This is a genomic window from Ferrovibrio sp. (assembly GCF_965278975.1).
Lineage (GTDB): Bacteria > Pseudomonadota > Alphaproteobacteria > Ferrovibrionales > Ferrovibrionaceae > Ferrovibrio.
On the sequence record NZ_OZ257126.1, the window covers coordinates 2,940,428 to 2,953,777 of the forward strand.

The following is a 13,350-nucleotide window of genomic DNA, read 5'->3' on the forward strand; positions in this document are numbered from 1 at the left end:
TTATTGCCTAATCGGCTGCGGGCCAACCTGCCAGATCATCCGCGGTTCGGCGCTTTCCTGGGAGGCCGGTTGCTGGGGTACAGGCGGCTGCATGTTGCTGTCCGACAAGGGCGTCTGGCGCGGTGGCGGCGGAGCATTGCCCGATGTCTGGGCTGGCGCGGGTGCGGCAGGGCGGCCATTGAATTGCTGCACAATACGATCCCACAGTGAGGTAATGCCGGCCAGCGGCGTTTCAATGCGCGGCTGCTGGCGGATCAGCGGCTTGGCTTCGCTGCCCTTCACCGCTTCCTGCATGAAGGCGCGCCAGATCTGCGCCGGCATGCCGCCACCGGCAACCTTGTTCATTGGCGCGTTGTTGTCGTTGCCGACCCACACACCGGCGATCAGGTCTGGCGTGTAGCCGATGAACCAGGCATCGCGATAGTCCGATGTGGTGCCGGTCTTGCCAGCTGCCGGGCGGCCGATGCGCGCCGCGCGGCCGGTGCCGTTTTCCACCACGCCCTGCAGGATGTCGTTGAGTTCGCTCAAGGGCTCCGCATCGATCATATGCGCCATCACGCTCTGGCCATCGCGCTTGAACAGCACGTTGCCCCGTGTATCGCGGATTTCCAGCACCGCATAGGCCATCACGGTGTAACCGCCATTGGCGAAGGCAGTGTAGGCGTTGGTCAGTTCCAGCAGGCCGGTCTCGAAGGCGCCGAGCGCCAGCGAGGGATGCGGTTTGAGGTCGCTGACGATGCCAAGCCGCCGCGCCGTCTCGATCACGCGCTGGCGCCCGACGCGCTCGGAAAGCTGCACCGCCACGGTATTGGTGGATTGCGCCGCCGCCTCACGGAAAGTGGTCGGGCCCTGGAACTTGCCGTTGTAGTTACGCGGCGCCCAGTTCTCGACATTGATCGGGCCGTCAATAAAGCTGTCCTCCGGGTGGATGCCGTTTTCCAGCGCGGTAAGGAACAGGATCGGCTTGAAGGCGCTGCCCGGCTGGCGGCGCATCTGGGTGGCACGGTTGAAGCTTGATTCCAGGTAGTCGCGGCCGCCGACCATGGCGCGCACCGCACCATCGGGAGAGAGCGCCACCAGGGCTGCCTGGTCGACATCCAGTTTCTCGCCATCGCGGCTCAGGGCGGTTTCCGCCGCACGCTCGGCGGCCTGTTGCAGACGGGCATCCAGCGTTGTCCATACGATCAGATCGGGCTGGTCGCGGCCGACAAGCTGATAGATTTCCTCCACCGCCCAATCGGCGAAGTAACGCGCATTCGGCATCGGCAGCCGCGAGCGGGCAAGCTGCGCCGGTTTTGCCGCCGCTGCCTTCGCCGCTGCTTCATCAATGAAGCCGGCGGCCACCATGTTGTTGATCACCTGCGCCGCGCGGCTCTGGGCGGATTTGATGTTGCCGGTGGGGGCCAGGCGCGAGGGCGCCTTGAGCAGGCCGACCAGCATGGCGCTTTCGGTGAGGTTCAGCTTGGTCGCCGGCTTGTCGAAATAGCGCTGTGCCGCGGCCTCGACGCCATGGGCGCCGGCGCCGAAATAGACCCGGTTGAGATACATCTCCAGGATCTGGTCCTTGGTGAAATTGCGCTCCAGCCAGAAGGCGAGCAGCAATTCCTGCACCTTGCGCTTCATGGTGCGGCTGGTGTCGAGGAACACATTCTTGGCCAACTGCTGCGTCAGCGTCGAGCCGCCTTGCACCACGCGCCCGGCGCGGATATTGGCGAAGGTGGCGCGGCCGAGGCCGATCGGATCGAGGCCGAAATGGCTGTAGAAGCGGCGGTCCTCGGTGGCGATCAGGGCTTCCGGCAGGTGCTTGGGCAGTTCCTTGAGATTGCGGTGCTCGCCATAGAGGTCGCCGAAGGTGGCCAGCATGCTGCCATCCGCCGCCCGCAGTGAGATCGAAGAGCGCCGCTCGATGACGTAAAGCTCGTTGAAGCTCGGCAATGTATAGGCGTAGTAACCGACCACGCCGCCAATCATCACCACGCCCCAGATGCCGAGCAGGACCACGCCGATCAGAATCCGGCGCAGCCAGCCACCTCGCCGCCCACCTTGGGAGCGCTTGCTGCCCTTGGTGGAGGACTTCTTGCGGCTGGGCTTACCGGAGGCAGGTGTTGGCCCGGAGGCAGGTGTTGGCATGAGGCAGGCTTACAGGACCAGGGTTACGGAAAGATAGCCCCGGCCTAGCCCGTGGACGGGGGCTGGGGCAAGGCCTGATTGGCGGCAGAATATGTCGGCTTTAGGGCGGGGGCCTTGACCGGGGCAATTTTACACGTATGTTATAAAGTAACATGTCCGATCATCAGCACGATCATAGCCACCATCACCATGGCAGCCACAGCCATGCGTCCGGCCCTGCCGCGAGCACTATGGCGGTCAGCTTCCTGGCTGCCGGCCTGGTGCAGCGCCTGCTCTGGCTGCTGCCTTTGCTGGCAGTTCTCTGGGGCCTGATCGCCTGGGCGTTGCTCAGCGAATGAAGCCTGCCGCCATGAGCACCGATATCTCCTGCCGCAATGTCACGGTCGCCTATGACCGCCACCCGGCGGTGCATCACCTGAGCGGCTGCTTTTCCGCCGGTTCGCTCACGGCGGTGGTGGGGCCGAACGGTGCCGGCAAGAGCACGCTGCTGAAGGCCATGGCCGGCATGCTGCCGCTGGCCGGCGGCAGCATCGAGCGCGGTGTCCTGAAACAGCGCGACATCGCCTACCTGCCGCAGCAGGCCAGCCTCGACCGCGCCTTCCCGATCTCGGTGCTGGAACTGGTGTTGCTCGGCCAGTGGCAGCATGTCGGACCCTTCGGCGGTATCGGCCGGCGCGGCATCGCGGCGGCGCGCGAGGCGCTTGGCGCTGTCGGCCTCGAAGATTTCGAGCAGCGTCCGTTGGCCACGCTTTCCGGCGGGCAGTTGCAACGCGCGCTGTTTGCCCGCGTGCTGGTGCAGGATGCCCGCCTGATCCTGCTGGATGAGCCGTTCAATGCGCTTGACGCCCGCACGGTGAGCGATCTGGTGGCGCTGCTGCACCGCTGGCATGGCGAGGCCCGCACGGTGGTGGCGGTGTTGCATGATTTCGATCTGGTGCAGAACCGTTTCCCGGAGGCGCTGTATCTCGCCCGCGCGCCGATTGCCTGGGGCCGCACGGCCGACGTGCTGACGCCGCAGAACCAGCTCCGTGCCCGGCAGATGGCGGAATCCTGGTCCGACCAGGCGGCGATCTGCGCCACCGATACGGCGGCCTGACCATGCTTGATTTCTTCATCCAGCCTTTCTTCGAATTCGCTTTCATGAAGCGGGCGCTGGTTGCCTGTTTCGCGCTGGCGCTCGGCTCGGCGCCGATCGGCGTGATCCTGATGCTGCGGCGCATGAGCCTGTTCGGCGAAGCGATGAGCCATGCCATCCTGCCCGGCGCCGCCACCGGCTTCCTGATTGCCGGCTTCTCGCTACCGGCGATTTCCATCGGTGGCGTGATCGCCGGCCTGGTGGTGGTGCTGGCGGCGGGCGCGGCAACGCGCGCCACCGATCAGCGCGAGGATGCTTCCGTGGCCGCCTTCTACCTGATCGCGCTGGCGCTGGGCGTGGCGCTGATCTCGATGCGCGGTTCCAGCGTCGACGTGATGCATATCCTGTTCGGCAGCGTGCTGGCGGTGGATGAGGCAGCCTTGCTGCTGCTCGGCGTGGTCAGCAGTGTCAGCCTGGCATTGCTGGCGGCACTCTATCGGCCGCTGCTGCTGGATGGCTTCGACCCTGATTTCCTGCGCAGCCTGCGTGGCACCGGCGGCGGCACGCTGTATCACCTGATTTTCCTGGGGCTGGTGGTAGTGAATCTGGTTGCTGCCTTCCAGGCACTCGGCACGCTGATGGCCGTCGGCCTGATGATGCTGCCGGCGGTAACGGCGCGTTTCTGGGCGCGGTCGCTGCCGGGCATGATGGCGGTGGCGGCCTTGATCGCGGCGGTTTCCGGCTATGCCGGCCTGCTGCTCTCTTTCCACGCCAATCTGCCTTCAGGCCCGGCCATCGTGCTGGCCTGTGGCGCGTTTTACATCCTCTCGCTGTTTTTCGGCCGCGTGCAGGGCATCCTGCTGCGGCTGCTGCCGACGCGGCACCTGGAGGCTTGAGCCATGCGCGCAACGCTGTTCGCTTTGCTGCTGCTGTTTGCCGCCCTGCCGGCGCAGGCCCAGGAGAAGCTCAAGGTCATCGCCAGCTTCTCGATTCTGGCCGATATCGTGCAGCAGGTTGGCGGCGAGCGCCTGGCCGTTACTACCCTGGTGCCGGCGGGCGGTGATGCCCATGTCTTTCAGCCCAGCCCGGCCGATGCCCGCGCTGTCGCCAGCGCCGATATCCTGATCGCCAATGGCCTCAATTTCGAAACCTGGCTTGATCGCCTGGTGGCGGCCTCCGGCTTCAAGGGCCGGCGCATTGTTGCAGCCCAGGGCATCCAGCCGCGCAAGCTTGCCGGCCATGATCATGCCGGCCACAGCCATGGCCCGGCGGATGCGAAATCCGGCGGCCAGCAGGATGATCCCCATGTCTGGCATGACCTGCAGCGCATGCAGGCGTATGTCGCGAATATTGTCGCGGGTCTGGCTGCTGCCGATCCGCAGCATGCCGAAGGCTACCGCCAGCGTGGCGCCACCTATGCGGCGGAGCTGAAGGCACTCGATGCCTGGGCTTCGGCGCAGTTTGAGTCGGTGCCGCGCGCTTACCGCAAGGTGATCACTCAGCATGATGCTTTCGGCTATCTTGCCGACCGCTACCTGATCAATTTCCTGGCCCCCCAGGGCATGAACACGGAATCGGAAGCTTCGGCCGAAGCGGTGGCGCAGCTGATTCGCCAGATCAAGCGCCAGCGGGTGCAGGCCCTGTTCTTCGAGAATGTGGTAAATCCCCGGCTGATCGAGCAGATCGCCAAGGAAGCCAAGGTGACAGTGGGCGGCCGGCTCTATTCCGATGCCCTGGGGCCCAAGGGCGGCGAGGCCGACAGCTACCTCGGACTTTACCGCCTGAATGTCGAGAGGCTGGTCGGCGCCATGCGCCGCGAAAGCTGAACTGCCGGCAGTGTGCGCTGCGAGAGTTGGTGCGCCGCCGCTTCATTTTAGCTGCATTCCGCTCTAACCTGCCTCAACCTTGAGGCGGGGAGAGCCTTTGACTGAAGATATCGAGCCCGATACCACCCCGGGCCTGCCCCTGAAGCCGTCCTTGAGCATCGGCAAGCTGATTTTCGGCGGCTTCCTGGCCCTGGTCGGCGTGATCCTGATCTCCAATGCCATCGGCCTTGTCACCTTGCGCGAGATCGAGCGCAAGGCGGTGGCCTCGGCTGACCGTGCCGCCCTGGCGGCACTGGCTACGGATGTGGAGCGCGCGACCACCGAACTGCGGCTTGCGGTGCTCACCTATGCCTCTGGCCGCAGCAACGAACAGCGCGACGAAATCGGTGCCCGCATTGTGACGCTGTCGGCTGCGATGACGGAAGCCTTGGAGCGGTTCGGCAAGGTGGAAGGCAGCCGGGGTTTGCGTGTCCTGCAAAGCGAACTCGGCCGTTTCACCGAGCTTTTTGGTGGTTTGGTGACAATGCAGGAGCAGCGCCAGCAGGCGCGGCAAGAGTGGCTGGCCAAGATCGGCCATGTGCTGGCGGGCCTTGATGCGCTCGGCACGGGCGCGCTGGGCCGGGGCGATCTGAGTGCTGCACGGCGCATCGGCGAGGTGCGCCAGCGGCTGATCCAGGCCCAGGCTCTGGCCTTGGAAATCTTCGCCACCGGCACCCGCTCGCCGCTGCTGGAAGCCCATCAGCGTCTCAACCTGTTGCGCCCGGACCTGCTCGAAATCGAGGAGATGTTGCGCGACGAAGCCGCGCGCCGCGATGTGCAGCTCATGCTGGCGGATCATGGCGACGTGGAAAGCCGCTTTGGCGAACTCGTCGAGCTTGATGACAGTCTGCTGCGCCAGATTGCCACCCTGGCAGAGCGTGGCCGCGAGATTGGTGCAGGTGCCGGCGAGCTGCGTCGCCAGGCCGCCGCCGAGGAACAGCGCCTGGCTGCCGGCCTGCTGCGCGATCTGCAGACCAGTGCGGTGTTCAATTTGTTTGTTGGCGTGTTCTGTCTGCTGCTGGGCCTGGGCTGCGCCTGGCTGGTGGTGCGCCGCACGGTGCGGCCGCTGGCGGATATGACCCAGTCGATGCGCCGCCTGGCTGCTGGCCGTCTTGAAACCGATATCCCCCATCTGGCCGAAGGCAACGAGATCGGCCAGATGGCGCGTGCCACCGATGTGTTCAAGGCGGCCCTGCTTGATGTTTCGGCGGCGCGGCGCAAGAGCGATGCGGCGCTGGCCAACCTGCGCATTGCCCAGGCCGATCTCGCGGAAAAATCGGCGGTGATCGATACCGCGCTGGAAGCCATGGGCCAGGGCCTGGTGATTTTCGATGCGCGCCGTGCCGTGGTGGTGAGCAATGCGCAATTCGGCAGCCTGCTGGCCTTGCCGCCCGGCCGGCCGGAACTGGGCGAAAGCGCCGACAGCCTGCTGTCCTACAAGGCGTCGGGCCGCTTCCAGGATCCCGCCGCCGTGCGTGACTATCTGCGCGATGCAGTGCTGGATCTGGCTGCCGGGCGCGCCCATGAAGGTGAAATCCTGCGGCTGGATGGCACGATTTTGCGCATGCAATCGTATCCGCGCACCGATGGCGGTTCGGTCTGCATCGTCACGGATATAACCGAGTTGCGCCGCAGTATTTCCGCTGCCGAGGAAAGCCGCTTGCTGTTACAGACGGTGCTGGATGAAGTGCCGGTCGCCTTGCAGGTGAAGGATCGCGAGCACCGCTACACCCTGGTCAACCGGCAGTTCACCGAAGTGGTGGGGCGGCCCGCCAGCGAGTTGCTGGGCCATCGCGCTGCCGAGGCGGCGGGGCTTCATGCACCGGCCAATGTCGCCGCGCTGGATGCCCGGGTGCTGGCCACCGGCCGCGCCACCGGCTTTGTCGAGGCCACATTCCCCGATGCCTCCGGCCGCAACCGCGCCTGGCTGATCAACAAGGTGCCGATGCGCAATGCCGAAGGCATCATCGATCAGGTGCTGACCGTGGTGTTCGACATCACCGATCAGAAGCGGGCGCAGCGCGAGATCGAGCAGGCGCGGCGCATGTTGCAGATGGTGCTGGATGAATTGCCCATTGCGGTCAGTCTCAAGGACGATCAGCTCCGCTTTGTCATGGTCAACCGGCAATTCGCCGGCTTTGTCGGCCAGCCGGCGGACAGGTTGCTTGGCAAACGCATGGAGGAAGTGGCTGTTGGTGTGCCGCAAGGTCCCGGTATTGCCGACCGTACCAATGAGCAGGACCGCCAGATTCTGACCCATGGTATTGCTACCGGCTTTGTCGATATCGAGCGCCACTGGGAGGCCAGCGGCCAGACCCAGCATCTGCTCTACAATAAGCTGCCGATCCGTGGCGAGGATGGCCGCGTGGCGCAGATCCTCACCGTTACCCTGGATGTGACGCGGCAGAAACAGGCGGAACGCGCCACCGAGGAGAGCCGTCGTCTGCTGCGCACGGTGCTGGATGGCCTGCCGGTCATCATCAGCGTGAAAGACCGCGAATTGCGCTATCGCCTGGTCAATCGCCATTTCCAGGAGATCAATGGCGTCAGCGCCGACCGGGCATTGGGCCGCACTGCCATGGAACTGTTCCAGGCAACGCCGAGCCGGGTGTCGCCGCAGATGGACGATGCCGCCGTGCAGCATGGCGAGGCCAACAAATTCGATCAGACATTCCCCGATGCGCAGGGGCGGCTGCGGGATTGGCAGACCAACAAGCTGCCGCTGCTGGCGGCAGATGGCAGTGTCGAGGGCGTGCTGTCGCTGTCCTTCGAGGTCACCGAGCGCAAGCAGGCCGAGAGACTGATCGAACTGAGCCGGCGCACTTTGCAGACCGTGATGGATGCGCTGCCGGTAGCGATCCATCTCAAGGATATCGACCTGCGCTATGTGCTGGTGAACCGCTATTTCGCCGAGGAAGTGGTGGGCCTGGCACCGGATCGCCTGCTCGGCAAGCTGGCGGATGAAGTGTTCGGCGAGCGGCGTTCGGACTTCATCCATGATTATGAATCCCAGGTACTGCAGAGCGGGCGCGAGACCGGCTTTGTTGAAGTGCGCCATCCGGATGCACAGGGTCGGCTGCGCGTCTGGCTCTATAACAAGCTGCCGATCAAGGATCGCGACGACGATATCCGCCAGATTCTGACCGTGGCACTCGATATCACCGAATTGACCGCTGCCAAGGAAGCGGCGGAGCAGGCGGCGCGCGCCAAGGCGGAATTCCTCGCCGTGATGAGCCATGAGATCCGCACGCCAATGAACGGCGTGCTGGGCATGACGCGACTGCTGCTGCGCAGCGGACTGAATGATGAGCAGCGCGAGCGGGTCGAGACCGTGCTGTCCTCGGGCCGGGCGCTGCTGGCGATCCTGGATAACATCCTGGATTTTTCCAAGCTGGAAGCCGGGCGCGTGGAGGTCGAGCGGATCGACTTCTCGCTGGCCGAACTCTGCGGTTCGGTGCTGTCGATGCTGGCGCAGCGTGCTGCCGAGAAACCGGCGTTGGTGTTGCGCAGCGAGATCGATCCCATGCTTGGCCAGTGGCATCGTGGTGATCCGACTCGGCTGCGCCAGGTGTTGCTCAATCTGGTGGGCAATGCACTGAAATTCACCGAAGCAGGGTCGGTGGTGCTGGAAGTGCGACGCCTGGAAGGGGATGGCGAGGCGGAACGGGTGCTGATCGCTGTCCGCGATACCGGCATCGGCATCACGCCGGAGCAGCGCGAGAAACTGTTCGCGGCCTTCTCGCAGGCGGATTCCTCGATCACCCGGCGCTATGGTGGCACTGGCCTTGGCTTGAGCATTTCCAAGAAACTGGTGGAGTTGCTGGGGGGGCGCATCGAGGTCGATTCCGCGCTAGGCGCCGGCTCCACCTTCTGGTTCGAGATCACCATACCGCTCGGCCAGGCACCTCAGCGCGATAGCGGCGAGCCGCTTTTGCGCCTGCCGCCGCGCCGGCTGCTGCTGGTGGAAGACAATCTGGTGAACCAGCGCATCGCGGCCACGCTGTTGCGCGAGGATGGCCATGCCGTGGTGGTGGCAAGCGATGGCTTCGAGGCGCTGGCGGTGGTGCGCAGCGAGCCGTTCGACGCCGTGCTGATGGATATGCAGATGCCGGGCATGGATGGCCTGGAGGCCACCCGCCGGATGCGCGCGCTGGGCGGCCGTTTTGCCACGCTGCCGATTGTGGCGATGACCGCGAATACCTTGCCCGAGGATGTGGAGGCCTGCCTGGCGGCCGGCATGAATGCGCATCTCGGCAAGCCCTTCGAACCGGCGACGCTCTACCGTGTGCTGGCTGGCCTGCTGGCCTTGCCACCTGTCGAGGCAGTCGGAAGCAGCGTGGAACGTTTCGGCGAGGATCGTATCGCCCGGCTGGAACGCCGGTTGGGCCGCGAGGAGACGGCGGCGATGCTCGCAGGCTTCCTGGACGATTTCAGCGTCAAGCTGGCGGCGGTAGCCCCGGGTGACCGCGCCGCGCTGGCGGGTCTTGCCCATACCATCAAGGGCAGCGCCGGCACTTTGGGGTTGGACGGGGTGGCCGCTGCGGCCGAGAATCTGGCTGTCCACTGTCGTGGCGAGGGCGATGCCGGCATGGTCGCCGCACGCCTGGGTGAAATAATGGCCGAAGCGCGGGCGGATATCGCGGCGCGCTATGATCTCGATACTTGAACAGGGCAGCGCAGAGACGCGAACCGGCTGCCGTCGCGCTTGCAAGGCGCGGGTCCCCGGAGGAAGTGGGACGCTACGGCAGCCGGCGCGTTAAGCCGGAAATGGATACTTAGAGCGCGTCGTCGTCGGTTTCGCCGGTACGAATACGCAGGGCCTTCTCCAGGTCGAGGACGAAAATCTTGCCGTCGCCGATCTGGCCGGTCTTGGCGGCGGTCTGAATCGCCTCCACCACGCGGTCGGCCAGGGCCGACTTCACGGCCACTTCGATCTTCACCTTGGGCAGGAAGCTGACGGCGTATTCCGCGCCGCGGTAAATCTCAGTATGGCCCTTCTGCCGCCCGAAGCCCTTGACCTCGGTTACCGTGAGGCCTTCGACACCGAGGGCGGTAAGTGCTTCGCGCACCTCGTCGAGCTTGAATGGCTTAATGACAGCCGTGACCAGTTTCATGTCTCGCACTCCTCAACGTTTTCGCCGGCCCGCCCCGACCGCCAGAAGGGCGGAAAACGGGCTCGGGCGTTTCGCCCCATCACTCCTTCAAGAACCGTGCCGGTTCGAAACCGCGATTGCAAGCCCGAGTCGTCGCGGGGTTAGAGGCAGATTCAGCGCCTAAGCCGAGGCCATCCTGCGGAGGGCGATGAACTGCCGCCTAAAAAACGCGCATTTTGTGCAATAAATACCCAAGGGCATCCACTGGGACGGGAACCCGCCCCAGTGGCGCCGATACTGCCTGTCAGCCACCAGCCATGAGGCGGTTGGCTGCCGAGGTCACCGCCTTGAGCGAGGCGGCAACGATATTGCGGTCGCAACCGACCCCGAACAGGGTTGAACCATCCGGCCGCTTCAGTTCGACAAAGGCCGCGGCCTCGGTGGAGCTGCCCTTGCCGATGGCATGTTCGCGGTAGTCGATCAGGTTCAGCACCAGGCCGCTGTGACGGCTCAGCGCGTCGATATAGGCGTCGATCGGCCCGGTGCCGCTGCCTTCCAACGTCACCTTCTCGCCATTCACCTCCACCTCGGCGGTGAGCAGGCGGCGGTCGGAGGCATGCACATCCGGCAAGGTGCGGTGGCTCTTGAAGCGGTAGGCGGCCTCCGGCTGGTCGAGATATTCACCCTTGAAGCTGTTCCAGATCAGCTCCGGCGAGATTTCCTTGCCGGTCGTCTCGGCGATCTTCTGGATCACCTGGCTGAACTCGATCTGCAGCCGGCGCGGCAGTTCGATGCCGTAATCCTGCTCCATCACATAGGCGATGCCTCCCTTGCCGGATTGGCTGTTGATGCGGATCACCGGCTCGTAGGCGCGGCCGACATCGGCCGGGTCGATCGGCAGGTAGGGCACTTCCCACACATTATCGTTGCGCTGGCCCTGCGCCGCCATGCCCTTCTTGATCGCATCCTGGTGCGAGCCGGAGAAAGCAGTGAAGGCCAGTTCGCCCACATACGGGTGGCGCGGATGCACCGGCAACTGGTTGCAGTATTCCGCCACGCGGGCCACCGAGGTGATGTCGGTGAAATCCAGCATCGGGTCGACGCCCTGGCTGAACAGGTTCATCGCCAGGGTCACTACATCGACATTGCCGGTGCGCTCGCCATTGCCGAACAAGGTGCCTTCCACGCGGTCGGCGCCGGCCATCACACCCAGTTCGGCAGCGGCAACGCCGGTGCCGCGGTCGTTATGCGGATGCAGGCTGAGGATGATGCAGTCGCGGTTCTTCACCTTGCGAAGGAAATACTCGATCTGGTCGGCATAGATGTTTGCCGTGCTCATCTCCACCGTGGCCGGCAGGTTGAAGATCATGCGCTTCTGCGGCGTCGGCTGGATCACATCCATCACCGCCTCGCAGATTTCCACCGCGTAATCCACTTCCGTGCCGGTGAAGCTTTCCGGCGAGTACTGAAACACCCAGTCGGTTTCCGGCGCGGCGGCGGCCAGTTCCTTCACCAGCGCGGCGGCATCGGTGGCGATCTTGGTGATGCCTTCCTTCTCCATGCCGAACACCACGCGGCGCTGCAGCGTGGAGGTGGAGTTGTAGAAATGCACGATGGCGCGCTTGGCGCCCTTCAGGCTCTCGAAGGTGCGCTCGATCAGCTCCGGCCGGCATTGCACCAGCACCTGCACGGTCACGTCATCGGGAATCAGGTTCTGCTCGATCAGCTCGCGGCAGAAGTCGAAATCGGTCTGGCTGGCGGCCGGGAAGCCGATCTCGATTTCCTTGAAGCCCAGCTTCACCAGGGTCTCGAACATGCGGCGCTTGCGCTCCGGGCCCATCGGTTCGATCAGCGCCTGGTTGCCGTCGCGGAGGTCGACGCTGCACCAGATCGGTGCCTTGGTGATGGTCTTGCTCGGCCAGGTGCGGTTGGGCAGGTTGATCGGCTGGAACGGGCGGTACTTGTGGAACGGCATGGTGTTGGCGGTGCTCATGGCACACTCCTGAATGTCGGTTTTGTCGTGAATTAAGGTGAGGGGCCCGATTACGGCCGCCGAGTGGCCCGGAGGTGGCTCAGCGGCCGCCGATAAGTCGTAGGGCAAGGCCAAGCGCCAGCGCAGCCTGGAAAGCACGGGAATGTTGAGCCGGAACAATACGGACCGGGACAATACGGATATGTGAATGGCTGGACATGGAAGGCGACCGGTATTTTAGAGAGGAAAGGGGACTTGAACGCGTGCGCTGCTGTTGCCCGACCCTGCTTACAGGATCGGGTTGATAAGGAGCAGCTGCGTAAGTCGCCGGTCGCGCTTCATAATAGAGCCATTCTGCCTGTCCGGTTGGCGGGCGTCAAGCGGCCCTCTGGATTGCCTGGCGATACATGACGGGTCCGTCAGGTCGGGGATTGCCACCTTGCGGTGCAACATGTAAGGTCCGCCCGATCAACACAATAGCGGCGAGGACCGGGGAAATATGGGGAAAGTCTATCCAAACGCTAAAGCGGCGCTGGACGGCCTGCTGCGCGACGACATGATGGTGATGTGCGGCGGCTTCGGCCTGTGCGGCATCCCGGAAAAGCTGCTGGTCGCGCTGCGTGACAGCGGCGTGAAGGGCATCACCGGCGTATCCAACAATGCGGGTGTCGATGGCTTCGGCCTTGGCCTGCTGCTGGAGACGCGGCAGGTGAAGAAGATGATCTCGTCCTATGTCGGCGAGAACAAGATTTTCGCGCAGCAGTATCTCGCCGGCGAACTGGAACTGGAATTCAATCCCCAGGGCACCCTGGCCGAGCGTATCCGCGCCGGCGGCGCCGGTATTCCGGCTTTCTACACCAAGACCGGCGTTGGTACGCTCATCGCCGAGGGCAAGGAAGAGCGCGTCTTCAACGGCGAACGCTACATCATGGAGACCGGCCTGGTGGCCGACCTCTCGCTGGTGAAGGCGTGGAAGGCCGATACCGAAGGCAACCTGATCTACCGCAAGACCGCGCGCAACTTCAATCCGATGATGGCCACGGCGGGCCGCGTCACGGTGGTTGAGGTGGAGGAGATCGTGGAGGCCGGGCAGTTGCCGCCCGACCAGATCCATACGCCGGGCATCTATGTGCAGCGCCTGATCTGCGGCGCCCCCTATGAGAAGCGGATCGAGAACCGCACCACGCGCAAGCGCCCGGCTTAAGGAGATCAGAT

At 64.5% G+C, this 13,350-nt stretch carries 9 protein-coding genes; 6 read left to right on the top strand and 3 right to left on the bottom strand.

Annotated features, from left to right (window positions below; genetic code table 11):
- Entirely contained in the window at positions 1–2,130 is a 2,130-nt protein-coding gene (locus ACQY7X_RS14130; RefSeq protein WP_428246057.1) for a PBP1A family penicillin-binding protein, read from the bottom strand.
- Positions 2,131–2,282: 152 nt separating this feature from the next.
- Between ACQY7X_RS14130 and ACQY7X_RS14135 the strand changes: the two genes are divergently transcribed.
- The 5 genes from ACQY7X_RS14135 to ACQY7X_RS14155 all read left to right on the top strand — a co-directional run bounded on the left by ACQY7X_RS14135 (position 2,283) and on the right by ACQY7X_RS14155 (position 9,736).
- Positions 2,283–2,468, top strand: a complete 186-nt coding sequence (locus ACQY7X_RS14135) for a hypothetical protein (protein WP_428246058.1) — start codon at positions 2,283–2,285, stop codon at positions 2,466–2,468.
- 11 nt (positions 2,469–2,479) lie between these two features.
- Positions 2,480–3,226 (top strand): metal ABC transporter ATP-binding protein, encoded by a 747-nt coding sequence (locus tag ACQY7X_RS14140; RefSeq protein ID WP_428246059.1) that lies wholly within the window; start codon positions 2,480–2,482, stop codon positions 3,224–3,226.
- A 2-nt stretch (positions 3,227–3,228) separates the two neighbouring features.
- Positions 3,229–4,101, top strand: coding sequence for a metal ABC transporter permease (locus ACQY7X_RS14145; protein ID WP_428246060.1), 873 nt, complete (start codon positions 3,229–3,231; stop codon positions 4,099–4,101).
- Between the two features lie 3 nt (positions 4,102–4,104).
- Positions 4,105–5,031 carry a metal ABC transporter substrate-binding protein gene (locus ACQY7X_RS14150; RefSeq protein WP_428246061.1) on the top strand — a complete coding sequence of 309 codons (927 nt, stop codon included), beginning with the start codon at positions 4,105–4,107 and terminating at the stop codon, positions 5,029–5,031.
- A 97-nt stretch (positions 5,032–5,128) separates the two neighbouring features.
- On the top strand, positions 5,129–9,736 hold the full coding sequence (locus ACQY7X_RS14155; RefSeq protein ID WP_428246062.1) for a PAS domain-containing protein: 4,608 nt from the start codon (positions 5,129–5,131) through the stop codon (positions 9,734–9,736).
- A 109-nt stretch (positions 9,737–9,845) separates the two neighbouring features.
- On the opposite strand, the gene ACQY7X_RS14160 is transcribed toward ACQY7X_RS14155, so the two are convergent.
- Both ACQY7X_RS14160 and leuA read right to left on the bottom strand, forming a co-directional pair.
- Positions 9,846–10,184 carry a P-II family nitrogen regulator gene (locus ACQY7X_RS14160; RefSeq protein ID WP_341982164.1) on the bottom strand — a complete coding sequence of 113 codons (339 nt, stop codon included), beginning with the start codon at positions 10,182–10,184 and terminating at the stop codon, positions 9,846–9,848.
- Positions 10,185–10,467: 283 nt separating this feature from the next.
- A complete protein-coding gene (gene leuA / locus ACQY7X_RS14165) occupies positions 10,468–12,156 on the bottom strand; it encodes a 2-isopropylmalate synthase (RefSeq protein ID WP_428246063.1) in 1,689 nt (562 codons plus the stop codon).
- 478 nt (positions 12,157–12,634) lie between these two features.
- On the opposite strand from leuA, the gene ACQY7X_RS14170 reads away from it, so the two are divergent.
- Positions 12,635–13,339, top strand: coding sequence for a CoA transferase subunit A (locus ACQY7X_RS14170; protein ID WP_341982162.1), 705 nt, complete (start codon positions 12,635–12,637; stop codon positions 13,337–13,339).
- Positions 13,340–13,350 lie beyond the last annotated feature (11 nt).

Excerpts from the sequence above, each read along its gene's own strand:
- ACQY7X_RS14145 (WP_428246060.1), top strand. The coding sequence starts at position 3,229 with ATGCTTGATTTCTTCATCCAGCCTTTCTTCGAATTCGCTTTCATGAAG.
- ACQY7X_RS14150 (WP_428246061.1), top strand. The coding sequence starts at position 4,105 with ATGCGCGCAACGCTGTTCGCTTTGCTGCTGCTGTTTGCCGCCCTGCCG.
- leuA (WP_428246063.1), bottom strand. The coding sequence starts at position 12,156 with ATGAGCACCGCCAACACCATGCCGTTCCACAAGTACCGCCCGTTCCAG.
- ACQY7X_RS14140 (WP_428246059.1), top strand. The coding sequence starts at position 2,480 with ATGAGCACCGATATCTCCTGCCGCAATGTCACGGTCGCCTATGACCGC.
- ACQY7X_RS14130 (WP_428246057.1), bottom strand. The coding sequence starts at position 2,130 with ATGCCAACACCTGCCTCCGGGCCAACACCTGCCTCCGGTAAGCCCAGC.
- ACQY7X_RS14135 (WP_428246058.1), top strand. The coding sequence starts at position 2,283 with ATGTCCGATCATCAGCACGATCATAGCCACCATCACCATGGCAGCCAC.
- ACQY7X_RS14160 (WP_341982164.1), bottom strand. The coding sequence starts at position 10,184 with ATGAAACTGGTCACGGCTGTCATTAAGCCATTCAAGCTCGACGAGGTG.
- ACQY7X_RS14170 (WP_341982162.1), top strand. The coding sequence starts at position 12,635 with ATGGGGAAAGTCTATCCAAACGCTAAAGCGGCGCTGGACGGCCTGCTG.